The organism is Rhodococcus sp. 5A-K4 (assembly GCF_046097995.1).
GTDB classification, from domain to species: domain Bacteria; phylum Actinomycetota; class Actinomycetes; order Mycobacteriales; family Mycobacteriaceae; genus Rhodococcus_F; species Rhodococcus_F erythropolis.
On record NZ_JBJURM010000004.1, the window covers coordinates 162,892 to 185,360 of the forward strand.

General features: G+C 63.2%; 23 protein-coding genes and 1 pseudogene. 13 read left to right on the forward strand and 11 right to left on the reverse strand.

What is annotated here, in order from left to right:
- The first annotated feature begins 10 nt into the window (after positions 1–10).
- The 5 genes from ACKAMS_RS07530 to ACKAMS_RS07550 all read left to right on the forward strand — a co-directional run bounded on the left by ACKAMS_RS07530 (position 11) and on the right by ACKAMS_RS07550 (position 4,212).
- A complete protein-coding gene (locus ACKAMS_RS07530) occupies positions 11–982 on the forward strand; it encodes an ABC transporter substrate-binding protein (protein ID WP_020905722.1) in 972 nt (323 codons plus the stop codon).
- A gap of 54 nt (positions 983–1,036) precedes the next feature.
- Positions 1,037–1,759 (forward strand): FadR/GntR family transcriptional regulator, encoded by a 723-nt coding sequence (locus ACKAMS_RS07535; protein WP_211919002.1) that lies wholly within the window; start codon positions 1,037–1,039, stop codon positions 1,757–1,759.
- A complete protein-coding gene (locus tag ACKAMS_RS07540) occupies positions 1,756–2,406 on the forward strand; it encodes a sterol desaturase family protein (protein WP_211919000.1) in 651 nt (216 codons plus the stop codon). Before ACKAMS_RS07535 ends, ACKAMS_RS07540 begins: the two co-directional genes overlap by 4 nt.
- Before the next feature lie 144 nt (positions 2,407–2,550).
- On the forward strand, positions 2,551–2,709 hold the full coding sequence (locus ACKAMS_RS07545) for a hypothetical protein (RefSeq protein WP_020905720.1): 159 nt from the start codon (positions 2,551–2,553) through the stop codon (positions 2,707–2,709).
- Between the two features lie 90 nt (positions 2,710–2,799).
- A complete protein-coding gene (locus ACKAMS_RS07550; RefSeq protein WP_211918999.1) occupies positions 2,800–4,212 on the forward strand; it encodes an amidase in 1,413 nt (470 codons plus the stop codon).
- A 19-nt stretch (positions 4,213–4,231) separates the two neighbouring features.
- On the opposite strand, the gene ACKAMS_RS07555 is transcribed toward ACKAMS_RS07550, so the two are convergent.
- From ACKAMS_RS07555 to ACKAMS_RS07575, 5 genes are read right to left on the reverse strand one after another with little or no spacing between them, the layout of a single operon-like run.
- Positions 4,232–6,430, reverse strand: coding sequence for an acyl-CoA dehydrogenase (locus ACKAMS_RS07555; RefSeq protein ID WP_211918998.1), 2,199 nt, complete (start codon positions 6,428–6,430; stop codon positions 4,232–4,234).
- Between the two features lie 4 nt (positions 6,431–6,434).
- Complete coding sequence (locus ACKAMS_RS07560; RefSeq protein ID WP_007735961.1) at positions 6,435–7,301, reverse strand: SDR family oxidoreductase; 867 nt, start codon at positions 7,299–7,301, stop codon at positions 6,435–6,437.
- Positions 7,302–7,321: 20 nt separating this feature from the next.
- On the reverse strand, positions 7,322–8,218 hold the full coding sequence (locus ACKAMS_RS07565; protein ID WP_408988822.1) for a MaoC/PaaZ C-terminal domain-containing protein: 897 nt from the start codon (positions 8,216–8,218) through the stop codon (positions 7,322–7,324).
- Positions 8,219–8,225: 7 nt separating this feature from the next.
- On the reverse strand, positions 8,226–8,657 hold the full coding sequence (locus ACKAMS_RS07570; RefSeq protein ID WP_019746343.1) for an SRPBCC family protein: 432 nt from the start codon (positions 8,655–8,657) through the stop codon (positions 8,226–8,228).
- A gap of 42 nt (positions 8,658–8,699) precedes the next feature.
- Complete coding sequence (locus tag ACKAMS_RS07575) at positions 8,700–9,890, reverse strand: lipid-transfer protein (RefSeq protein ID WP_007735955.1); 1,191 nt, start codon at positions 9,888–9,890, stop codon at positions 8,700–8,702.
- 102 nt (positions 9,891–9,992) lie between these two features.
- On the opposite strand from ACKAMS_RS07575, the gene ACKAMS_RS07580 reads away from it, so the two are divergent.
- Both ACKAMS_RS07580 and ACKAMS_RS07585 read left to right on the forward strand, forming a co-directional pair.
- Positions 9,993–10,676, forward strand: coding sequence for a TetR/AcrR family transcriptional regulator (locus tag ACKAMS_RS07580; protein WP_408988823.1), 684 nt, complete (start codon positions 9,993–9,995; stop codon positions 10,674–10,676).
- Positions 10,673–11,224: a GNAT family N-acetyltransferase gene (locus ACKAMS_RS07585; RefSeq protein ID WP_211918996.1), complete on the forward strand. Its 552-nt coding sequence runs from the start codon at positions 10,673–10,675 to the stop codon at positions 11,222–11,224. The genes ACKAMS_RS07580 and ACKAMS_RS07585 overlap by 4 nt, the downstream gene beginning before the upstream one ends.
- 705 nt (positions 11,225–11,929) lie before the next feature.
- On the opposite strand, the gene ACKAMS_RS07590 is transcribed toward ACKAMS_RS07585, so the two are convergent.
- Genes ACKAMS_RS07590 through ACKAMS_RS07600 form a run of 3 tightly spaced genes read right to left on the reverse strand, consistent with a single transcriptional unit; the run spans position 11,930 to position 13,927 of the window.
- Entirely contained in the window at positions 11,930–12,658 is a 729-nt protein-coding gene (locus ACKAMS_RS07590; RefSeq protein WP_408988824.1) for a DUF222 domain-containing protein, read from the reverse strand.
- A gap of 35 nt (positions 12,659–12,693) precedes the next feature.
- Entirely contained in the window at positions 12,694–13,344 is a 651-nt protein-coding gene (locus ACKAMS_RS07595; RefSeq protein WP_020968069.1) for a DUF6308 family protein, read from the reverse strand.
- Positions 13,337–13,927, reverse strand: coding sequence for a hypothetical protein (locus tag ACKAMS_RS07600; protein ID WP_029254163.1), 591 nt, complete (start codon positions 13,925–13,927; stop codon positions 13,337–13,339). The genes ACKAMS_RS07595 and ACKAMS_RS07600 overlap by 8 nt, the downstream gene beginning before the upstream one ends.
- A 158-nt stretch (positions 13,928–14,085) precedes the next feature.
- Between ACKAMS_RS07600 and ACKAMS_RS07605 the strand changes: the two genes are divergently transcribed.
- Positions 14,086–14,853 (forward strand): SDR family NAD(P)-dependent oxidoreductase, encoded by a 768-nt coding sequence (locus ACKAMS_RS07605; protein WP_019746337.1) that lies wholly within the window; start codon positions 14,086–14,088, stop codon positions 14,851–14,853.
- A gap of 55 nt (positions 14,854–14,908) precedes the next feature.
- Here the strand turns inward: ACKAMS_RS07605 and ACKAMS_RS07610 are convergent, their stop codons facing one another.
- From ACKAMS_RS07610 to ACKAMS_RS07620, 3 genes and pseudogenes are all read right to left on the reverse strand, one after another.
- Positions 14,909–15,829, reverse strand: coding sequence for a putative bifunctional diguanylate cyclase/phosphodiesterase (locus tag ACKAMS_RS07610; protein ID WP_408988859.1), 921 nt, complete (start codon positions 15,827–15,829; stop codon positions 14,909–14,911).
- Positions 15,781–17,235: pseudogene (locus ACKAMS_RS07615) on the reverse strand (diguanylate cyclase domain-containing protein); the annotation flags it as partial. The gene ACKAMS_RS07610 and the pseudogene ACKAMS_RS07615, both read right to left, overlap by 49 nt.
- Positions 17,236–17,373: 138 nt before the next feature.
- The gene (locus ACKAMS_RS07620) at positions 17,374–18,930 is read right to left on the reverse strand and encodes a TM0106 family RecB-like putative nuclease (RefSeq protein WP_408988860.1); all 1,557 of its coding nucleotides are present in this window, start codon (positions 18,928–18,930) and stop codon (positions 17,374–17,376) included.
- Positions 18,931–19,054: 124 nt separating this feature from the next.
- On the opposite strand from ACKAMS_RS07620, the gene ACKAMS_RS07625 reads away from it, so the two are divergent.
- The 5 genes from ACKAMS_RS07625 to ACKAMS_RS07645 are packed head-to-tail and all read left to right on the forward strand — an operon-like array spanning position 19,055 to position 22,423.
- Positions 19,055–19,708 (forward strand): DUF6474 family protein, encoded by a 654-nt coding sequence (locus ACKAMS_RS07625; RefSeq protein ID WP_003944178.1) that lies wholly within the window; start codon positions 19,055–19,057, stop codon positions 19,706–19,708.
- Between the two features lie 14 nt (positions 19,709–19,722).
- Complete coding sequence (locus ACKAMS_RS07630) at positions 19,723–20,238, forward strand: hypothetical protein (RefSeq protein ID WP_019746333.1); 516 nt, start codon at positions 19,723–19,725, stop codon at positions 20,236–20,238.
- Positions 20,239–20,290: 52 nt separating this feature from the next.
- Positions 20,291–20,959: a YcnI family protein gene (locus ACKAMS_RS07635; RefSeq protein ID WP_020905708.1), complete on the forward strand. Its 669-nt coding sequence runs from the start codon at positions 20,291–20,293 to the stop codon at positions 20,957–20,959.
- A complete protein-coding gene (locus ACKAMS_RS07640; protein ID WP_029254160.1) occupies positions 20,959–21,477 on the forward strand; it encodes a copper resistance CopC family protein in 519 nt (172 codons plus the stop codon). The genes ACKAMS_RS07635 and ACKAMS_RS07640 overlap by 1 nt, the downstream gene beginning before the upstream one ends.
- A gap of 4 nt (positions 21,478–21,481) precedes the next feature.
- A complete protein-coding gene (locus tag ACKAMS_RS07645; RefSeq protein ID WP_408988825.1) occupies positions 21,482–22,423 on the forward strand; it encodes a copper resistance D family protein in 942 nt (313 codons plus the stop codon).
- The last annotated feature ends 46 nt before the right edge of the window (positions 22,424–22,469 follow it).

A 22,469-nucleotide genomic window follows, 5' to 3' on the forward strand; every position in this document is an offset into this window, starting at 1 on the left:
AACACCACAGATGCACCACCGCCGCCGTTTTGCCAGGTCTATCGCACTCGCGGTCGGCGCGATCCTGATCGGCACGCTCGCCTCGTGCAGCTCGTCCGACGACCAGCCCTCGCCTTCGGCCGAGACCATCGACTACAGCTTCGCGGGGTACTCCGCCCAGATACCTGCCGACCCGCAGCGAGTAGTTGTCATCGACTCCCGGACGTCCCTCGAGTTCGCACTTCTCGCCGATTACCCGATCGTCGCCCTCGATTACGACGAGTCGAGCCATCTCGCATCCAAGGTCCCTGCCGATGCGGGGCATCTGGGCGGCAATCTCAGCAAGGAGGACGTGCTGAGCTACAACCCGGACCTGATCCTCATCTCCGTCGGCTGGTACGAGAGCTACAAGTCACAGAACCTCACTTTCGAGGACATCGCACCGGTTCTGGTGATCCAGGACGGCAGCTCGCCCGACAAGGAGACCGAATCACTCGGCGGGCCTCTGGGATTCATGGGCGAGCAACTGGCACTACTGGGCAAGACCGACGCCGCCTCGGCAGCACAGGCGCGGTACGAAGCCGCTCTCGCCACTGCCCGCGACGACGTCGGTTCCGTCGCGCAGACCAAGACGATCGCCTTCGTATCGCTGATCGAGGACAAGTTCTTCGTGTTCAACACCCCGAACAACCTGACCGTCGACGTAGCGTCGTCACTCGGTTACACGATCTTGTCCAACGACGCGATCACCGCCGCCCAGTCGGCCGCTATCGGCGGCTACAGCGCCGAATTCGGTTGGGAGAATGCGGATGTGCTCGCCGACGCCGATGTCGTCGTCGCCCAGAATCTCGACTCCTGGCCGGGCAACCCGGCGTGGGATCGTGTTCCAGCCGTGGCCGCCGGCAATGTTGCACCGCTCGACTACGACGACAAGGTGGGATTCGCACTCACCTACACGGACTTCCTGAACAAGTTGGCGGACACCACTCGCAACCTGCAGTGACGCTAACTGGTCATACCACTTGACCTCTCACCAGTTAGCGTTTACGGTCGGTACATGTTCCAACCCGTTGCACGTACCTCCGCTTCCGGCGCAGTGTTCGACCAGATTTCAGTGAAAGTACTGGCCGGAGAGTTGGCCGCGGGTGAGGCGCTACCCAGCGAGCGCAAGCTCGCCGAGGCATTCGGTGTCTCGCGGCCCGCAGTCCGCGAGGCAATTCAGAAGCTCGCCCAGGCCGGGCTCGTCGAGGTCCGCCAGGGCGAGTCCACGTCCGTGCGAGATTTCCGGCGCCAGGCCGGACCCGAGCTTCTCCCCCAGTTGTTGGTTCGAGACGGCGTCCCCGACCTGACCGTGGTGCGCAGCGTCCTGGAAACTCGCGAGTTGATGGGACCGCAGATCGCGGTGCTGGCCGCCCGTCGCATCTCCGCGGAATCTGCCCGAGAACTCGACACGGCCGTGGATCAACTAGGCGCCACCGAAGATCCGGTAGAGCTGCAAGACCGCGCTCTGGCGTTCTGGGACGTCGTCGTCGACAGCGCGGATTCCATTGCCTTCCGTTTGATCTTCAACAGCCTGCGCGCTGCATACGAACCGGCCATGACTGCACTTGCCTCCGTCATGGTCGCCGAAGTCGGCCAGACCGACCTGTATCGAAAACTGGCCTCCGCCATCACTTCACACGACGAGTCAACTGCCGAGGCGTCAGCCGCACAGCTCCTTCACACCGGTACGACGGCAATCGGCGATGCTCTCACCTTGCTGGAAGGACTGAAACCATGAGCAAGCCTCTCACTCTGGCCGACGCAGCACGGACGTTCCGCAAGTCACCGACGCCGTGGATGATCGGCACGATGTTGGTGGTCGCCGCGGTAGCGCGCTTCACGCTGGGCAACTGGCAGATCACCGACGCCCTTGTTCCGCTCGTGATGCTTGCCGCATTCCCCTTCGTGGAGTGGATTATTCACGTCTTCGTTCTCCATTGGAAGCCGCGGACCATTGCCGGCGTCACCCTCGATTCACGCCTGGCGCGCAGCCATCGGGAGCACCATTTCGCCCCGCGAACCATCTCACTCATCTTCATTCCGTGGCAGACGCTCCTGATCGTGATTCCCGTCCTGACTGCCGTCGCACTCCTGGCGTTTCCCCGCGTCGAACTCGGTCTGACCTTCCTGACCTGCATTTCCGTACTCGGTCTCGGCTACGAGTGGACTCATTTCCTCATCCACAGTGACTACAAGCCGAAAACTGCTCTCTACCGGTCGGTTTGGCGCAACCATCGCAACCATCACTTCAAGAACGAGCACTACTGGTTCACCGTCACCACCGCGGGAACGGCCGATCGCGTACTGGGCACGTACCCCGATCCCAAATCCGTCGAGACATCCCCGACAGCCAAGAACCTGCATGGCACCTCGTCGAAGCTGTGAAGAAACGCCGATTCCTGGCCCCTAGCTGGCAATGAACTTGAACTTGACTGTGTATCAGTGATTTTCGTTGAAACCCACCCGAACCGTACTTAGTGTCGATGGAGTCAGAAGTTCGAAAAACGCTGTAACCGAAGGACACAACACATGTTCAACGATGTATTCAACAACGTCATCCACCCGATGGTCACGAACTTCCAGCAGTTGGGTCCCCAGCAGTTCATTCCTCAGCAGTTCATCCCTCAGGGCCTGTTCCAGCAGGCACCGCAGGCAGCAGAGCAGGCTGTGACGATCTTCGGTAGCTGATACCGCAATCCACAGATAGCGCCACTCAGGGGTCGTCCGTCCAATATGCTGGACGGACGACCTGAGTGCCTCCGCCTGACAAGGATCCCCATGAGCCCCAACACCCCCGTCCACGCATTCACCGATGACGCCCTAGGCGATCTCGACGCCACCGGCGTCGCCGCCCGGATCGAATCAGGCGAGGTGACCGCACGGGAAGTCATGGAGGCGTCGATCGCGCGCGCCGAGGCAGTGCAGGGGCAATTGAACGGTTTGGCCTGCACAGACTTCGATCGCGCCCTCGCCAGGAGCAACCGGCCGGCCACGGGCATCTTCGCCGGCGTCCCCACCGCGATCAAGGACAACACCGACAGCGCCGGCCTTCCCACCCAGCAGGGCAGCACCGCCTTCACAGCAGTCCCCGCCAAGGCTGACAGCGATTTCGCGAAGCAGTTCCTCTCCACCGGGGCCATTTCGATCGGCAAGACCCGACTGCCCGAGTTCGGATTCAGTGCGTCCACCGAGTACATGACGGAAGAACCCGTGCACAACCCGTGGAACCCGGCCTACTCGTCGGGCGCTTCCTCGGGTGGCGCTGCCGCACTGGTTGCTGCCGGAGTCCTCCCGATCGCGCACGCCAACGACGGTGGTGGATCGATTCGTATTCCCGCTGCTGCCTGCGGACTGGTCGGACTCAAACCCACTCGCGGCCGTACCATCGCCGATCCGGCCGACAAGTCGATGCCGATCCGGCTGATCTCTCAGGGCGCCGTCACCCGCACGGTTCGCGACACCGCACGATGGATGTCAGCGGCCGAAAGTTACTACCGCAATCCACGACTCGCACCGGTTCGCCTGATCGAAGGACCCAGCTCAACCCGCCTGCGCGTCGGCGTGATCACCGATTCCGTGACGGTCACCAAGACCGACGACGAGACACGCAAGTCCGTCGAAGCTACGGCTGAACTCCTTGCAAGCCTTGGCCATCACGTCGAGGACGCGGCATTGCCCGTCGGACCGGAATTCATCGACGACTTCAGCATCTACTGGGGGTTTTTGTCGTTTGCCATCTCCACCGGTGGCAAACAGATGCTCGGGCCCGACTTCGACAAGTCCGGCACCGACAATCTCACGAAGGGCCTCTACACGCTGTACCGGAAGAACCTGGTGAAGACGCCGCGCGTGCTCTACCGCCTGCGACGGCTCCAGCAGCAGTACAGCGCCATGTTCTTGAAGTACGACGTCGTGCTCTCGCCGGCCCTGGGGCACACCACCCCTGAACTCGGATACCTCTCTCCCGCTCAGCCTTTCGAGGAACTCTTCGACAAGTTGATCGCGTACACGTCGTTCACACCGCTCAACAACATCTCCGGTGGTCCCGCGATTTCGCTACCGATACACCAGACCAGCAACGGTTTGCCGTTGGCTTCGCATTTCTCCGCCGATCTCGGCGACGAGCGCACACTCCTCGAATTGGCCTTCGAACTGGAAGAGGCTCAGCCCTGGAGAAGAATCCAGGACTGAGCCTCACCGGTAAATACCCTCAGTCTCGCGGCAATCCGAGCATGCGCTCACCGATCACGTTGAGCTGCACCTCGGTTGTGCCGCCGTAAATGGTGGTGGCACGGCCCGAAATGAGCTGCTCCATCGCCTTGTCGCTCGGCTGACCTGGGATGCTGACCGCTCCGGCAGCACCCAGTTCGGCGACGACGAACTCGGCGATCGACTGGCTGATCTTCATCGCCAACAGCTTGCCGACGCTCGACGTCGTACTCACGTCGATTCCCGAAAGTTGCTTGAGCACAACGCGGGAGCCGATGAGGTCGATCGCCTGACTCTCGGCAACCAGCTCGCCGACGCGGTAGCGCCCGATCGGGCTCAGGTCTGCCGACTTCGCGAACTTCAGTAGATCGGAGTCCGAGGCGTACGCCTCCATCTTCTGGCTCAGGGCGACGCGCTCGCCGGCCAGCGTCGTACGTGCGACGTTCCAGCCGTCGTTGACCTCGCCGACCACGTTCTCGTCGGGGATGAACACGTCGTCGAGGAACACCTCGTTGAACAACGCCGAACCCGTCATCTCACGCAGCGGGCGGACGGTGATGCCCGGTGTCGACATATCGAGCACGAAGTAGGTGATGCCCTGATGCTTCGGCTTGGTGGCGTCCGTACGGGCGATCAGCATTGCCCAGTCGGAGAACTGAGCAACCGTGGTCCAGATCTTCTGACCGGTGATCTTCCAACCGCCGTCGACCTTTTCGGCCTTCGTGGACAATGACGCGAGGTCGGAACCAGCACCGGGCTCACTGAAGAGCTGGCACCACACCAGCTCACCCTGCAGGGTCGGTATTGCCAATTCCTGCTTCTGCTTGTCCGAACCATGCGCTACGACGGCCTGCACGGCCCAGGTGCCCATCAGGAGCTGCGGCATCGAGATACCCGCAGCCTTGATCTCCTGGGAGATGACGATCTGCTCCAGCGGAGCGGCGCTGCGCCCGTACGGCTTCGGCAGGTGAGGCTGAACCCAGCCGCCGTCGCCGAGCGCGATCAGCTGGTCGTCCTCGTCGAGCTCGACCAACTTGGCAAGCTCGGCCGCGATGCCGCCGCGGATCTCCTCTGCCTCGGGCGGCAGTTCGAGAACCGAAGCCCGGCTGACACCGTCAAGTGCCTGCTGCGCAACGCGGTTGGCACGATCCTCGCGGGTGCCGAGAATGCCGCGGATCGAGAGCGCGCGGCGGTAGTACAGGTGGGCGTCGTGCTCCCACGTGAATCCGATGCCGCCGTGGACCTGCACACAATCCTGCGCTACCTGCACTGCGGCGTCCGGCACGATGACTGCGGCGATATCGGCGGCAAAATCTGCCGTGTCGTCGCCCTTGTCCAATGCGCTTGCCGCATCCCACACAACGGCGCGTGCCTGCTCGAGCGCAATGCCCATCTGCGCACACTTGTGCTTGACACCCTGGAACTGGCCGATGGGTCGCCCGAACTGCACGCGTGTCTTGGCGTACTCCGACGCAGTGGAAACACACCAGGACATGACGCCGACGTCTTCGGCGCCGAGAACGACTGCGGCAATGGACCGTACCCGCGCCTCGGTGAGACCGTCGAGTATCCGTTCGGCGCTGATCTGAACATTGTCAGCTTCGATCCGCGCACTGCCGCGCAGCACGTCGATGCTGTCCTGCACGGTGATCGCGACTGCGCTGCTCTCGAGCACCGCGTAGCGGACACCCTCGTGCAACTGGATCGGGACCAGCAGCACGTCGGCATGTTCACCACCGAGCACACCGTCGAGTGCGCCCGTGATCTTGTATCCGCCGTCCGACGACTCGGCCGTCAACGGTGCACCCAAGGCGACTGCTGCCGTACGACTTCCGTCGATCAGACCCGGCAGGAACTCGGGTCCCGCCTTGGAATCAGCGGCGCCGAGAACGGCGCTTGCCAATACCGTCGGAACAAACGGGCCGGGAGAGACAGTGCGGCCCAATGCTTCCAGTGCCACCGCCAAGGTCAGCAGACCGGCGCCGTGACCACCCTGTTCTTCCGGAACCGCGAGCCCGAGAAGGTCTTGCCCGACCAGTGCCGTCCAGAACTCGGGGAACTTGTCCTCGGTCCTCGACTCCACCGCCGCGCGCACCTGCTCGGTAGTGATGGTGCGCTCGGCGAATGACCGCACCGAATCTGCGAGTGCGGTGTGCTCCTCACTCAGCCCGAGGCCGAGTTCGTATGCGTTGCGTGCCATGCGCTTACAGACGTTCTGCGAGGTCGGCGGTGGTCCAGGGACCCTCGCTCTCGATGGTGTTCACACCGTGCCAGCCGGCGAGTTCCGTGATGGCCCCACCCTGAACGGCATACACCTTGCCGGTCAGCTTGCAATCCGCTGCCGCTAGATAGGCCACAAGCGGGGAGATGTTGGACGGCGCAAACGCGTCGAACTCACCCTCGGGGACCTCGGCGGCGAACAACGCGCCCATACCGGGTGTCGCCAGCGTCAGCCGAGTACGCGCGATCGGCGCAATAGCGTTGACACGCACGCCGTATCGATCGAGCTCGTCAGCGGCCACCAGAGTCAGGGCTGCGATGCCCGCCTTGGCGGCGCCGTAGTTGCCCTGGCCCGCGTTGGGCATGAAGGTACCCGAAGCCGAAGCGGTGTTGATGACCGAAGCGTTGACGGTCTCGCCTGCCTTGCTCTGGTCCTTCCAGTACGCGGCAGCGTGGTGCAGCGTCGCTGCGTGACCCTTGAGGTGCACGGCAATGACTGCGTCCCACTGGCTCTCGTCCATACCGGCGATGAAGGCGTCACGAAGAATGCCGGCGTTGTTGACCAGTACGTCGAGTCGGCCGAACTCGCTGACGGCCTGCTTGACAAGGCCCTCGGCGCCGTCCCAGGTGGCGATGTTGTCGGTGTTGGCAACAGCCTTGCCGCCTGCAGCGACGATCTCGTCGACTACCTGCTGCGCGGGGCCGGCATCTGCACCGGAACCGTCGTTTGCTCCGCCGAGATCGTTGACCACGACGCTCGCACCCTCACGAGCGAAGAGCAGCGCATGCTCACGGCCGATGCCGCGTCCTGCTCCGGTGATGATCGCTACGCGACCGTCGAGACTTCCCATCAGTTCAGATTCCCATCAGTTCAGTTGTCGGACATGAAGACTCTTTTGTCGGCGATGACCGCCAGGCCGTCCTTGATCACGAGGTCGCCGACCGCGCTGGTTTCGTACGAGTACGACGTGGCTCCGTCTGCCGAACCCGACTTGTGGAACACCGTCTCGATGTCCTGTGTCGGGAGTACGGGTTTCGCGAATCGCACTGCGAGACGGCGCAACCGCTCGGTCTCGCCGCCTGCCAGTTCGGTCAGGGCTCCCCACGACGTGAACGCCATCGTGCACAGTCCATGGTTGATGATTCCGGGGAGACCGGACATCCGAGCGATCTCCTCGTCGAGGTGAATCGGCATCGGATCGCCGGAAGCCGGTGAGTACCGGAATGTCTGGTCCTCGTCGATGTGCTGGTTCACCACCGCTGCGGGACTACCAGCGCGAAGAGCGTCGTCGAATCGGTGTTCGGGAGCCTTCTCGCCAAGTCCGGGGCCCGCGTCGACCTTGCGGAAGAAGGCCGTCATCCACTGCTCGTTGACCAATTCACCCTTGTCGGTTTTGGTTTCGACGTAGATGACGACGGTGGATCCGTTGTCCCGGCCCTCGAATCCGATGGGCTTGGCACGAGCGACAAGGTGGTCACCGGGGTAGATCGGACGGTGGAACAGGAAGTCCTGCTCACCGTGAACGAGCTTCATCAGCAGTTCGACCGGCGCCACCGACAGCGCAGCGGGTGCCATCGACATGAAGACGGGTACCACCGCGAAGACCGGTGGAGCGATCTCGCCCTTCAGGTGTCGCTCGATGGGATCGTTGGTGGCAGCGGCATATTCAGCGATGCGCTCGGCTGTCACCTCGAAGTGCTCCGGATCGGTCCATACGTCCAGCCCGGACGTATCGAATTCGACCGCGTTGGTCTTCGGTGTCGTCATCGAGCCGTTACCCGACCAGCTCGGCGAACTTGGCCAGCGAGGCCTCGAGGTCAGCCTTGGCGTTCTTGGCTACTGCCTTGCCGATCGGCCCGACGATCATGGTGCCCTTGAAGCTGGCGTCGACGGTTGCCTTCGAACCGGCACCGTCGGCCTCGACCGAGAGAACGAATTCGACGGTGACGCCGGCCATTCCGGTACCGGCAATCTTGACCATCTTCGGAACCTCGACCTCTTCGACGGTCCACTCGATCTTGTTTGCCATACCCATCACGGAGACGACCTCGGTGAACTTGGCGCCCAACGCAACCTGGGTGGGGAGTTCACTCTTCCAGCCCTGGTGAATGGTGAGCCACTCTTCCCAGCGAGACAGGTCCGAGAGCGCATCCCAGGTCTTCTCGGGGGATGCGGGCAGTACAGCGGAGACGGAAACGGAAGCCATGATGAAACTCCTAGTGGGTAGCTGGCGGGTTGTGGGTGTGATTCAGCGTGCGTAGGGCTTGTATGCGGTCACGACAACTGCGCCGCCGAGTCCGATGTTGTGCTGGAGCGCGACCTTCGCGCCGTCGACCTGACGCTTGTCGGCGGTTCCGCGGAGCTGCCAGGTGAGTTCGGCGCACTGGGCAAGGCCGGTTGCGCCGAGGGGGTGACCCTTGGAGATGAGGCCGCCGGACGGGTTGACCACCCAGCGTCCGCCGTAGGTGGTGTCGTCGGCGTCGACGAGCTTGCCGCCGTCACCTTCGGCGCACAGTCCGAGTGCCTCGTACGTCAGCAACTCGTTGGTGGAGAAGCAGTCGTGGAGTTCGATGACGTCGACGTCATCGGCGGTGATCCCGGCCTGCGCGTATACCTTCTCAGCGGCCTTACGAGTCATGTCCGCGCCGACGAGACTGATCGCGCTCTTGTCCTCGAAGGTGCTGTTCATGTCGGTGACCATGGCCTGCCCGACGATCTCGATCGCCTGAGCAGCGAGGCCGTGCTTCTCGACGAATGCTTCGCTGGCGATGATCGCCGCGCCGGATCCGTCCGAGGTAGGCGAGCACTGGAGCTTGGTGAGCGGCCCGTGGATCTGGCGCGCTTCGAGGATCTGCTCGAGGGTGTACTCGTCCTGGAACTGGGCATACGGGTTGTTCAGTGAGTGCTTGTGGTTCTTGACGGCGATCTTCGCGAACTGCTCTGCAGTGGTTCCGAAGCGTTCCATGTGCTCGACGCCGGCCGCGCCGAACATGTACGGAGCGGGCGGCATCGCGAACTCCTGCAGCTCGGCGAGAGCGAGGAGGTGCCGCATGAGTGGCTGTTCACGGTCGTCGTAGGTGGATCCGAGGGACCCGGACTGCATCTTCTCGAAGCCCAGCGCCAGTGCGCAGTCGGCCTGACCACTCTTGACTGCCTGCGTGGCGAGGTAGAGCGCGGTCGATCCCGTCGAACAGTTGTTGTTGACGTTGACGATGGGGATGCCCGTCAGACCCAGCTCGTAGACAGCCCGCTGACCTGCGGTGGACTCGCCGTAGACGTAGCCGACGTATGCCTGCTCGACCTCGGTGTAGTCGATACCCGCGTCTTCGAGCGCCTTGGTACCCGACTCGCGTGCCATGTCGGGGTAGTCCCACTCGCGGGCTCCCGGCTTCTCGAACTTCGTCATGCCGACGCCGACGACAAAAACCCTGTTACTCATTGCCACTCCTGAAGAGAACGGTATCTGTGTGTGACACGCTGTCCCACCAAAGTATGTGAGACATCTTGTCCAGTCAATGGCGGGGTGAGTATCGTTCGATTTATGACAAAAACAGCCGAGTCGGCGCAGCCCGACGGGCGCAGCACTCGCTGGAACGATCACAAGGAGCAGCGCAAAGCGCGGATCCTCGACGCAGCACTCGATGCAGTCAACGAAGGTGGCGCCGACGTCGGCGTCCAGCAGATCGCCGAGCGCGCCGACGTCCCACGTTCCGTTGTCTACCGGATTTTCAAGGATCGAGCCGACCTCGACGAGCAGCTGCGAGTTCGCATCCTCGAGATGATGATGACCGACCTGACACCCACCCTCACGCCGCAGGGTACGGTCGGCGAGGCTATCTCACGGGCAGTCGAGACCTACCTCCATTGGATTGTGAAATACCCACGACTGCACCACTTTTTAGGCAAGGGCTCGCCGAGCACGCGGGCCACCGGTTCGAAAGTGGTGACCGGAACCAAGACGGCCATCGCCGTGCAATTGGGGAACCTGTTGGGTGCGATCCTCGCCAGCCGCGGCAAATCGTCGAAGATGGCGGAGCCCTTGGCTTTCGGCGTCATCGGATTGGTCGACGTCAGCGTCAACCGTTGGCTCAGCCAGCCGGGTTCCGATGTGACCAGTGCGGAATTGGCCGAGTTCCTCGGGCGCTCCATCTGGCAGGTTCTGGACGGCAATCTTCGGAGCATCGGCGTCGACATAACTCTGTCGACTCCGATCGCCGACCTGTGACAGTTACCGAACTACCCTGGGCACTCGACGGACGTGGACTTCAACTGATCCGGGTTCCACCGCTCGCCCTACACGCGCTGGGTGAAGACAACGCCACTCTCGCAATGGAACTCGAACCCAACCTCCTGACCCCGTATCTCCTCGGCGAAGAATGCCAGGGCTTGTGGCGCTACCGGAGCACGCAGATAACCGGGAACCCACTCGACAGCGCGTGGATCACCCGCATCGCCGTCGATGCCCGCACCTCGACGCCGGTGGGGTTGGCCGGATTCCACGGTCGCCCCGATGCGCGCGGGATGGTGGAGATCGGATATCGCATCGACCCGGCATTCCGGCGACTGGGCTACGCACGAACTGCCCTCGAGATACTTCTCGACGTCGCGAGTCGCCAATCCGAAGTGCATATCGTTCGAGCGACCATCAGCCCGGACAACATCGCATCGCGAAATCTGATCAGCCAGTACGGTTTCAACGAAGTCGGTGAGCAGTGGGACGAAGAAGACGGTCTGGAGACCATCTTCGAAATCAGTGCCTCTCCGGAACCGTGACAGCCGTCAACCCGCTGGTGCTGTCGGCCCAGTGAATGGCACGGTCCTCCAGCATCACTGGTGTCCACAACCTGTAGGTCTTCACCTGATGGTGATGACGACACAGGCATTGGAGGTTGCTCGCAATGGTCCACCCACCGCGTCTCGGATCGGAAGGATCGAACTCGGCGATGTGGTCGAGTTGGCACCTGTTCGCGGGCACCGAACAACCAGGGAACCGGCAGTGACCGTCGACGGCCCGCACCCATGCGGCCAGAGCCGCTCCCGGAGCATAGGTCAGCGCGCCGGGAGGTGGATCAGGTTGGGCGCCATGCCCATCCGATCTTCGAACTATGTCCGGGGCTCGCGCGACCAACCGTTGCATCGCCCGAATCCGATCTCCGCAGCCTTTCGGTTCGCGACTCAGGCGATCACGTCGGGTGACAAGCGGCAGGACAGTCGGAGCATGTTGCCGACGCGGTCGATTCCCGGCGGCCTGAGAGCGAAAGTCGACAAACAGTGCCTGCCAAGTGGAATCGGCGGCAAGCTCGCGAGCAAAGTCGGGATCGATTGGCCCGTACCCGTCGATACTCGCGGGATCTGACGTCAACCCGAGGAGCGTCGCCAGATCGCACACGATGTGCAGCAACGGCTTCCGACGTGAGGGCGCAGTTGATCGACCTGATGGGGATGCTGCCTCGCACGTTTCGCTGCCACACTGGCAAGTCAGCCCGTTCTCACCGTGCAGGAGAGCAACCAGCGCGTCGGCCGGCGCGTCGAGGCATTTCGTGGATCGTGGTTGCAGACGCTTCCGGCGGCCTCGTTGATCAGGCCAAGCGCTTCGACAGCCTCGTTCGCGCTGAGTGTTGCCTGCAACTGGGCGAGTCCGTGACGGTCTGCACGCGTGCGAACATCGCGGTGCTCCAGCATCTTCCGGCGACGTTCGGCAGCAGCATCCGGATCGTAGGCAAAGAGCTGACGTTCGATGTCGCGCTCCAGTTGCCCGGGCGGAAGACGGTGCGCCGAGGCAAGTACCCGGCGCTCGAGTGCTGCGATCGCCTCGGGGTCGACCCCGGTGAGTCCGTCGACAATCTTGCGCACGCGCGCATAGTCCAGCTCGCCGGCAGCAAATGCGGCCTTGGTGAGCGGAAGGAACTCGCGCAAGGCGTCACCGATCTCGTTGTGAACTTCGGCTGTGCGCCGCGAACACGTGAGCATGACCGCGATCTCGTTGCACGCGATCCGCCACGCCTTGTCGACATCACCGGACACGTCGAGTTCCGCATTGAATCTCGACTCCGACAACATGGACGCACCGAGCACCTTCTGTGCGGCCAGCATGTTCTCGCTCTGCGCCGTTGCAAAGAGCATGTCCGGCAGCACGAGTGGATCGACGACAGGACGGCCGTCATCTACAACTGCCCCCACACCGCCCGTCGATCCATTATCGAACATACATTCGACACTAGACCTGCCCACCGACAAGAAAGCTAGAGTGCCGGTTTGTATCCCTTACCCTGCATCCAGGCGAGCACATCCAGCACCCGGATCGCCGGAATGGCATCGTCCAGTCCGGCCCGAACTCGCAAGTCGAGCAATCGCACGTGTAATTCTCCGTCGTGCAAGGCCTCTCGTACCGGTTCCAGATGGGCAGCCTTCGTTCCCAACTCCCGCCCGATGACGTCGTCGTAGATCGGGTAGAGCCGCGGACGCTTGCGTGCGATCAGTTTGGACGCCATGGTTCGCCCGACGCCGTGAATCTCGCGAAGCGCCGTCTCCAACCGCCACACCGGAGATTCCGGAGTGAAGGGATCGGGTTCGTTCGACAGATCGCGATCGGGGCCCACGTCAGCCAGGAGTCGGTTCAGTTCGGCATTGTTCTCCCCGAGTAGGAAGAAGGCCCCTTGCGCCGGAACCTGAACCGACAGAAGCGTCACCGCAACAAGATCTTCCGCGGTAAAGATGTTCGCATCACGATCGCGGTTGCCACTGGGATCCCAGGAATCCCACAGCGCACCGGTACGGAGATAGCCCGTCTTTCGGAGCGGCCTCGTGAAGTATTCCTGCAGCACGTCGACCGCGCCGGCATCGTCCCCGTCTCGCAGCACACGCGGGAGGCGGATGGGCAACTGATCAACCATGGTCGAGCGACCTTTCCAGTACATATTTGGCGAATCCGGAGTTGTGATACTGCCGAAATGGGCCCTTGCCCTTGGCAACAAGATGCTCCGCGAGCGGACGAACCGTCGTCATGTCGACGGGCAGTTGAGCAAACTGTTCCAACGCATCCGAGTCCTCGAGACTGCAGTCGATCACGGTCCCGTCGCCGTCGGCGGACGCCAACTCGGTGCGTCTGATGGCGACCAGATCGTGCTTGGCATCGAGTTCTTCGATGCTGCAGCCGGTTCGCGATTCCAGTGCCGAACTGGATACGTACACGGACATGACGTGCTCGATCGGCTTACCGCCGACCAGATGGCACTCGACGCTCAGAATCTCCATCGGACCGATGTTGAGTGTGAACAAGCGATGGCGCTCCGCCGATCGATTTGTCGACGGCAGGCAACTGATCGTCCACTGTTCGATCTCGACGGCGGCCGGCGCATCGAACGCGTAGGAGAGAACCTCGGCAATCAGCTCGGCAAGATCTTCGAAGAGCGGGTCGCGCTGCAACCGCTCGAAATTCTCGACAGAAGCGGCGGGACGCACAGGCGCCTTGCTCACGCAGGTCCCCTCTCGTCCGGTGCTTTGCTCTCAGACCTCGCGTCCAAGGTACCCAGCCCTACGCGGGTCTCGCGCGTTCGCCCTCACATACACCCTCGCGTTATGGTTCTCGACACGCACCACCGCCTTACCGATCGCTAACTCGAGGAGCACACGAAGTGGAAATCAAGGGAACCGCAGCACTGGTCACCGGAGCGGCATCAGGCCTCGGCGCCGCAACAGCCAAGCGCCTCGCCGACGCCGGCGCTACCGTCTTCGGCCTGGATCTGCCCGCGTCGATCGAGCGCGCAGGCGACAATGTCCCCGCCGGCGTCACTCTCATCCCCACCGACGTGACCAGCGGCGAAGAGGTCGAGGCAGCGATCAACCAGATCGTCGAGTCGGGCTCCCCGCTGCGCATCGTCGTCAACTGTGCCGGTGTCGGCTGGGCGGGACGCATCCTGTCCAAGAAGGGTCCGCACGACCTCGAGCTGTTCCGCACGGTCATCACCGTCAACCTGCTCGGCACCTTCAACGTCATGCGCCTCGCGGCCGACGCCATCTCCAAGACCGAGGCCGTCGACGAGTCCGGCCAGCGTGGCGTCGTCATCAACACCGCTTCCGTTGCTGCCTTCGAAGGACAGATCGGCCAGATCGCGTACTCCGCTTCCAAGGGCGGCGTGCACGGCATGACTGTTCCGGCTGCCCGTGACCTCGCGCAGTTCGGCATCCGCGTCAACACCATCGCCCCCGGCATCATCGACACCCCGATGCTCGCAGGCGTCACCGACGAGTACCGCAAGGGCCTGGAGGCCGGCGTTCCGTTCCCGTCCCGCCTGGGCCAGCCGTCCGAGTACGCGCAACTCGCGCAGATGATCGTCGAGCACGACTACCTCAACGGCGAGACCATCCGCATGGACGGCGCTCTCCGCATGGCGCCGCGCTAACTTCCCTGCTGTGCGCCTTTATTAACCGCCCGCGGTTAATAAAGGCGCACGGTTGTCAGAACGAATGAAAATACCCACCGCTGGATTGGGCAGTTGCGCTGAGGTACTCGGCCACTTCCGTCGCCGGCATCGGTCGGCTGACGTAGTAACCCTGAACCAATTCGCAACCGGCGGTACGCAAGAGACTCAATTGGTCGGCCGTCTCCACGCCTTCCGCCAATGACTGCATACCGAGCGCCTTCGCCACCTCGACCACCGAAGTGACAACTGCCGAATCACCCTCACTCAGTTCGGTGATGAACGACCGGTCGATCTTGAGAATGTCCAACGGCAGGTTCTTCAAACTCTCGAAAGACGAATAGCCAGTTCCGAAGTCGTCCAGGGCAATCGCAATTCCGGTGGCACGCAGGCGATCCAGCTCGGCGACGGCAAGCTCCTCTACCGCTCCCGTCTCTGTGATTTCCAGCTGAAGCCGTTTGCTGGACAGACCGGATGCCTCCAGCGCATCGTTGACTGCTGATCCGAAGCCGGACGACATCAGTTGCACCGGAGAGACGTTTACCGTCACGTAGGTATCATCGGGCCAGGTCATCGCCTCGGCGCAGGCCATGTGTAAAACCTGAAGCCCCAGCGGGACAATCAAACCCGTCTCTTCCGCGACATCGATGAAGATGCGCGGCGCAAGCACTCCCCGCACCGGGTGGTTCCAGCGAAGCAGTGCCTCGAATCCCTCGACGCGGCCGGTGTCCGCACGAACCTGCGGTTGGTAGTACAGCTCGAACTGCCGAGACTCGATCGCAAGCCCAAGCTCTTGCAGGGCCGATGCTCGTTCCCTGGCCCGCGCCCGCAGCGCCGGTGGTATTTTCCGACCCGGTTCTTGCCGGCGGATTTTGCGGCATACAGCGCCAGGTCCGCGGACATGACAAGCGTGTCCGCGTCTTCGGAATCTGCCGGCGAGCTGGCATAACCGATCGATGCACGAACCTCGATGCGATTCCCCCGCACGAAAAACGGCTCACGCAGTGCGCCCAGATAGCGAGCAAACACCTCGCCGCCGTCCCCTGTCCCCCGCAAGACGACGCCGAATTCGTCGCCACCGATTCGGGCGCACATGGCGCCGTCGACCACCCGATTGAGCCGTGCAGCAACGGAAATCACCAATTTGTCGCCGACGGGGTGTCCTAACGTGTCGTTCACCGACTTGAAATTGTCCAGGTCGAGGATGCCGACAAGAACCTGCTCGCCGGTCCGGACAGCGCCGAGCGCGTCGGACAGCTCCGTGCCGAACGTCCGGCGATTCGGGAGCCCGGTCAGTCCGTCGGTTGCAGCGAGCCACAGAATTCGCCGCTCGTAGTTGTACTTCTCGGTGATGTCCGAGCCCACGCCTCGCCAACCCACGAACTCCATGGCCTCGGAAAGCCTGGGATGACCCGACAGAGACCACCATCGGTCGACGCCGCCGACACGAACGGGAATGACGACCTCTCGAAACGGCATGAGGCGGTCGAGGTGATCTCCGATGACGTGGACCGCGGCTCGTCCACTCTTCGTCGAACCGACGTCGAGCCGATCCAACAATCCGCGCAGCGACAGGGTTCGCAGGTCGGAGACAGAGACTCCCGAGATCTGCGACAGCCGAGCGGAGGTGTGCGACAACGTCCCGGTGGTGTCGACTTCCCACAGCCAATCGCGTGACCCGCCCTCGAAATCGTCGAGAAGCAAACTGACCGTCTGGCGCTCGGCAGCAGCCTCGAACTCGGCAAGACAACGACTTCGGAACGACGCCCAGAGGTACACGACGCCGACGCACAGAATACTGATGTAGACAACGAGTTGAAACGAAAGGACGAAGTACTCGGCCGTCGCCCCGGCAAGCATGACGAATAACAATCCCAGGCCGTGCACCAGAATCCAGGCCAAACCCAGCGACCGAACAGTCGACAGCGCAACTGCACCGGCACCCACCACACCGGCGATGGTCGCGATCAGAACCAGCTTTCGTGAACCGTCTATCACCGGAAGCATCTCGGCCGCGAGGATCGTGTACAAAACACCCAGCAGTACCACTTCGAGCATGAGTGCCCAGTAGTCGTACCGGGTCGTGTGCTTGGGCGAATACCTCTCTCCCTGAATGGCCCTCGGCATCCACACACGCACCGAATTGAGGATGACTGCGAGCGCTGCCGCTCCCCAGATCAGGCGGAACTCTTCGTGTGCCGGCGGCACGACATAGGCCAACAAAGCGCACGCACTGAAGAAATTCGCGACGTTGGCCAGCGGAGCTACCGTTGTCACTTGACGGACCTGGCGAGAGAAGAGGTCGCGCCGCTCGACGTCAGACAGATCGGCGTCGCTCGCACTCGAAGTCAGCCTGCTCAGCATGCAACACCCTCCATCGTGGAGCCGACCAGATGAAGGTAGCGCGGATGCGGGTTCGGGGCACACGATGACGAGAAACTACGAATTGAAACACACTGTTAAATAGGATGTTTCAGACAATAGCGACAGAACGGATCAGCGCTACAACTCGGAAGCCAGCGGAATTTCCTTCTCCGCACGGTCCGTCATCCACTCACGTAGAACCTTGGTGGCAATGACGTCGTCCTCGTTGTATTGCAGGATGCGTGTCCGCTGCGTCTCGTCGGGCTCACCGTCGTAGCCGACCGCCTCGCGGTACCACGCCATCGACGCTTCACCACCGGCTTCGGCGTCACGCCAGTTGAACCCGGCGACGGGGGCAATCTTCTTGAGCCCCTTGCCGTTCGGGCAGATAAACTGATCGCTCACCGCTTGATAGATGTCGACCCACTGCGGACTGTCGATGAACTCACGAATCTCGTCCTTGCTCGGAATCCCGGGCTCGCCGGCAAACCTGCGCGCCGAGTCCAACAACCACTTGTCCTCGGCCGAACGCGAATAGCAGTACGCAGCAAAGGTTTTACCCGAAGCAGCGGCTGCGGCACGCTCCGCCATCAGCCAGCCCCAGAACTCCGCGAACGACCGCGCCTCGTCACGCGTCGGCAGCGGATCCCACGTCGCAAATCCTCGATACATCGAGAAGCCACCGACATTGAGCAGCGTTCCCCACAGGTAGGCGCCGTGCTCCTGATAGCTCTCCATGTCGACGTCGATCTCGATGTCCGCCCGAGTCACCGAGATCTTCTCGAACCGCCGCACCAACGGAGCATCTGCCAACCACGCCTTGGCGATCACGACTGCGTCGTCGAAATTTCCGTGCGGCCAATCCTCGAGCGGCTCACCGTCCCAGGCGGCCAGCTGATCTATCGTGTTGCAGCCGACGTCGCGCAGAAGCTCAGCTCGCGATCCGACAGCCACCAGGCTGACATCGCGGTTGCGAACCAACTCCTGCTTGCATTCGGTCCACCACGGGCACGACTTGCACTCGCTCACCTGTGACGGAGACGTCAGCACCTCACCGCGGGCAACAGCGATACGGTCGGCGAAACGCTCGTCGTAATCGTCGAGAATCGCACTGAGGTCGTGGACGAGGACGCAGTCTCCGTTGTATCCGATCGCGCCTGCCGTGAGCGACGGGCTCGCCAGCCCACGACGCTCGAGCATCCGATAGACCTGCGCGACGCGCATCTGATCGCGGACCTGGCTGCGGACCTTGCGCTTGGGATCGACCGCGGGCTCCCATTCGAGGAGCCCCGAGGTGATCGCGCCCTGGCCGGGATCGGTCACCTTGTGATTGACGACAATGACGGGGATGTACCCGCCGCCCTCGTCGTCACGGATGAGCATTTCGCAGCGGCCCTTGCGTCCGGTGTCGCGCTCGACGGGCAAGACCGCGCCCCAGATCCGGTCCGCGCCGGCCTCACAGGCAGCAAGAGTGTCACGAGCCTGAGCCGACGCCGATTGATCGGGGTTGATCTTCACCCAACGCTCGGGAGCAGCGCCGATCACCAGGTCGGCGATCTCCGCGCGCTTCGCGATCGCGGCATCCTGGCGCTGCTTGACGCCGGTGTCGACGGGTTCCGAAGCCGATTTCCCGGGAAACAACCCGTCCAGACGCACCCGATGACGGCATCGGGTCAACGCCCCCGAATCGATGATCGGGAGCTGGGGCGCGGGGTTGTTAACGGAACACACGATGACGAAGATTATGTGCTCCCCTAGGCTGAAGCCGAAGCGCAGGTACCTGGCAACACACAAACACCTGGAAACGGGGTCCTTTTCGATGGGGTTGTTCAAGAAGCGAAAGTCTCGTGCCACCCGCAAGGCGGAGGCAAAGGCTCTCAAGCACAAGGCTGAGGTCGAGGCGAAGCTCAACGCCAAGAGCCAGCGTAAGCGCGACAAGGTCGAGACCAAGTCGCTCAAGAAGCTGGAGAAAGCCGAGATCGAGTCACAGCACAAGATCGAAAAGGCGCAGATCGCGACCCTGAAGGCGCAGGAGAAAGCCGCTGCGAATCAGGGCCTGACTGTCGCCAAGGTGCGTAAGTACCTTGGTGTGGCACGTCTGCTTGCCCCCGTTCTCCTGCCGATCGCCTACCGCGCTGCCACGGCAGTGCGCGCCCAGCTCGACACCACGCGCGCGCAGAAGATGGGCATCGCCGTCGACCAGCTCGGTGACTACACCGGTCACGGCGCGAAGTTGAGCGCTCGTATCGCCGGTGCCGAGAGCTCGGTCACCGAGATCCTCAGCCGCAAGCCCGACGATGCGGAGACGCAGCGTTTTGCCGCCGCCATCCGTGAGCGCCTCGGCGATCTCAGCACGGCAGTTCGCGCTGCCGAGCAGATGCCGCAGGCTCGCCGTAAGGCAGCTCACCAGGCAATTTCTTCCGAACTCGACGGCGTCGAAGCAGATCTGCTCGCACGTCTCGGCGTGCGCTAGACCTGAGAACGCCAGTGAGAGCAGCCGAGCAGACCGCGACCCTCCGGGGGATCTCTGTCGGTTCCGCTTCGGCTGCTCTCGCTGTCGCCGCGCATGGAATCGGCGGAGGCGAGCTGCCACAGTCGTCGTCGCTGACCCTGCTGCTCGCCGTCTGCGCAACCGTCGGCGCCGTGACGGCCACCCTTCCCGCCCTCTCCCGGGGGCCCGCTGCCCTGATCGTGGCTCTTGGCCTGGGTCAGCTTGCCGCCCACACCACCATGACGCTCTCCGAGCACGCTCATTCGCCCGCTCCGGGATTGGTGATGCTCGGTGCTCACGCCGGTGCCACCGTCGCCTGTGCGGTGGCGGTCCTGGCCGCCGAGCGCCTCTACCGCGTTGTCACCCACGCTCTCCACGTCGTCCTGGCGTCCCTGGCTCCCGCCGCCGTCACTTCCCGCGGCCACACCGTCTCGACCGGAATCCATCACGGACCCGTCGACGCCCTTCTTCGCGCCAGCATCTCGCGGCGCGGTCCTCCTGCCCTGGTCTGAAGATTCGTAGAACTCCCCACCCCGTCACCAGACCAAGAGGACACTTCCCGACATGAAGAACACCCTGATTTCGCGTGCGGTTGTCACGACCGTCGCTACCGGCAGCGCTGTGCTGCTGGCCGCCGGAATTGCTTCAGCACACGTCAGCGTCGTCGCACCAGGAGCCACCCAGGGCGGATACTCCGTTCTCACGTTCCGCGTGCCCACCGAATCCGACACCGCTTCGACCACCAAGCTGACGGTGGCCCTCCCCGACCTCAAGTCGGCACGCACCGAACCGATGCCCGGTTGGACCGCCGTCGTCGAGAAGGACCCCACCTCGCTGGTCGCGAAGTCCGTGACCTGGACGGCCGACCCCGGCGTCGGAATCGCCCCCGGCCAGTTCCAGCAGTTCGTCCTTTCCGCCGGCCCGCTGCCGGAGCAGGAAGAGGTCGAGTTCAAGGCCGTGCAGACGTACAGCGACGGCAACGTCGTCAACTGGGATCAGGAAGAACTTGCCGACGGCAGCGAGCCGGACAAGCCCGCGCCGACGCTGACTCTCGCCGCATCCACCGGCGATGCTCACGGAGCGCCTGCTGCCGATAACACTGCCGAGACGTCCGCTGCTTCCGAATCTTCTTCGTCAGACAACACCGCGCGCTGGCTCGGCGGCGTCGGCCTGGTGCTCGGCGCCTTGGGCGCTGCACTCGGCCTCGGCGCACTGGTCAGGAGCAAGCGCTGATGAGTACCCGGATCAAGGTCATCACCGTCGGCATGCTCGCGATGCTGGCCACGATGCTCGGAATGGGCACGGCCAGTGCGCACTCCGCGGTTGTCGGCTCCAACCCGGAAAACGGCGCTTCCATTCAGGTTGCGCCTGACAAGGTTTCGGTCACGTTCAACGAGGCTCTGCAGGCGCAGTTCGCGGCACTGACGGTCACCGGCCCGGACGGCAACCTCTGGACCAAGAGCGATCCGTCCGTCGAAGGACCCACTGTCAGTGCAGACCTCGGCGATCTCGGGCCGACCGGCGTCTACACCATCGCGTACCGAGTCACTTCCGCCGACGGTCACCCCGTCAACGGAACTCTGACCTTCACCCTCACCGAGGCGGGGTCGGGCACTCCCGGCGCTGCCGCCGCATCGAGTACGGGTGAGTCGGAGTCCGGCAGCATGCCGGTGTGGATCTTCATCGTCGCCGGCGTCGTCGTGTTCGGCGGTGCGCTGTTCTTCGTGCTGCGTAAGCCGAAGTCGAGCTGATCGCGTGACGGGTACGGCAAACAGGTGGTGGTTGCTGTTTGCCGTACCCACAGCTCTGCTGGGAGTCCTCATCTCCTGGGGCCTCGCGAGTCCGTCGGGACCCGAATCGTCGAGCACTGTCCGCGTTCTCGCGATCGGATGCGGCTCGTTGACGCTCGGCATCGCGACGCTTGCCTGGATGGGCCGCAATGAACGCCGCCCGGCAACAACCCCCGCGATCATGTGGACTCAGCTCACCGCGGCGGCAGCGGTTTGGCTCGTCGCCGAGATCACGCTCCTCGTGCTCAATGCCGCAGCCGCAGACGGCGCCCCGGTCACCTCACTGACCATCGGGCACTTCGGCGCATTCGTCTCCGAGGTCAACGTCGGCCGCGTCGGTGTCGCGATCATCGCGTGCGCGTTTGCCGTGGTCTGTTACGGCATCTACGGGTTCACCAATCCCGAGACGGTGCCCGTCGCACCGGCATTGGTCGTCTCCGCGTTGGCGCTCGCTGCCCGCCCGATCACCGGGCACATGGCGCAGCAGAGCTTCGGATCGATCCTCGACGCCGTTCACGTCCTCGCTGCGGCCTTGTGGTTCGGCGTGCTCGCCGCACTCGCGCTTGCCGTACCGTCGCGCGGTGCCTGGGCGATCTGGTTGCCCAGGTACTCCGCCCTCGCCTGGCGATGTGTCCTCGCGTTGGTCGTCACCGGTATCGTCAACGCCGTCGTGCGACTCGACTCGCTCTCCGCCTTCTACGACACCGCTTACGGCCGGGTGATCCTCGCCAAGATCGTGGCGATCGCAATGCTCGTCGCACTGGGATGGTGGTGGCGCCGGACATGGGTGGTCGCAAGTGCTGCACACCGCATGAGTTCGGACGGATCCCTTCGCCGTGCCATCGGTGAAGTTGTCTTCATGGCCATCGCATTCGGGCTCGCCGCGGCCCTTGCGACAACTGCGTAAGACGTGCCTCAGCACAAGATTTCGTGACCCGCACATTTAACGTTTC

Coding starts and splice junctions, on each gene's coding strand:
- ACKAMS_RS07540 (WP_211919000.1), top strand. CDS start 1,756: ATGAGCAAGCCTCTCACTCTGGCCGACGCAGCACGGACGTTCCGCAAG.
- ACKAMS_RS07545 (WP_020905720.1), top strand. CDS start 2,551: ATGTTCAACGATGTATTCAACAACGTCATCCACCCGATGGTCACGAAC.
- ACKAMS_RS07590 (WP_408988824.1), bottom strand. CDS start 12,658: ATGTTCGATAATGGATCGACGGGCGGTGTGGGGGCAGTTGTAGATGAC.
- ACKAMS_RS07560 (WP_007735961.1), bottom strand. CDS start 7,301: ATGGGAAGTCTCGACGGTCGCGTAGCGATCATCACCGGAGCAGGACGC.
- ACKAMS_RS07635 (WP_020905708.1), top strand. CDS start 20,291: ATGAAGAACACCCTGATTTCGCGTGCGGTTGTCACGACCGTCGCTACC.
- ACKAMS_RS07570 (WP_019746343.1), bottom strand. CDS start 8,657: ATGGCTTCCGTTTCCGTCTCCGCTGTACTGCCCGCATCCCCCGAGAAG.
- ACKAMS_RS07640 (WP_029254160.1), top strand. CDS start 20,959: ATGAGTACCCGGATCAAGGTCATCACCGTCGGCATGCTCGCGATGCTG.
- ACKAMS_RS07625 (WP_003944178.1), top strand. CDS start 19,055: ATGGGGTTGTTCAAGAAGCGAAAGTCTCGTGCCACCCGCAAGGCGGAG.
- ACKAMS_RS07580 (WP_408988823.1), top strand. CDS start 9,993: ATGACAAAAACAGCCGAGTCGGCGCAGCCCGACGGGCGCAGCACTCGC.
- ACKAMS_RS07550 (WP_211918999.1), top strand. CDS start 2,800: ATGAGCCCCAACACCCCCGTCCACGCATTCACCGATGACGCCCTAGGC.
- ACKAMS_RS07575 (WP_007735955.1), bottom strand. CDS start 9,890: ATGAGTAACAGGGTTTTTGTCGTCGGCGTCGGCATGACGAAGTTCGAG.
- ACKAMS_RS07595 (WP_020968069.1), bottom strand. CDS start 13,344: ATGGTTGATCAGTTGCCCATCCGCCTCCCGCGTGTGCTGCGAGACGGG.
- ACKAMS_RS07535 (WP_211919002.1), top strand. CDS start 1,037: ATGTTCCAACCCGTTGCACGTACCTCCGCTTCCGGCGCAGTGTTCGAC.
- ACKAMS_RS07530 (WP_020905722.1), top strand. CDS start 11: ATGCACCACCGCCGCCGTTTTGCCAGGTCTATCGCACTCGCGGTCGGC.
- ACKAMS_RS07565 (WP_408988822.1), bottom strand. CDS start 8,218: ATGACGACACCGAAGACCAACGCGGTCGAATTCGATACGTCCGGGCTG.
- ACKAMS_RS07555 (WP_211918998.1), bottom strand. CDS start 6,430: ATGGCACGCAACGCATACGAACTCGGCCTCGGGCTGAGTGAGGAGCAC.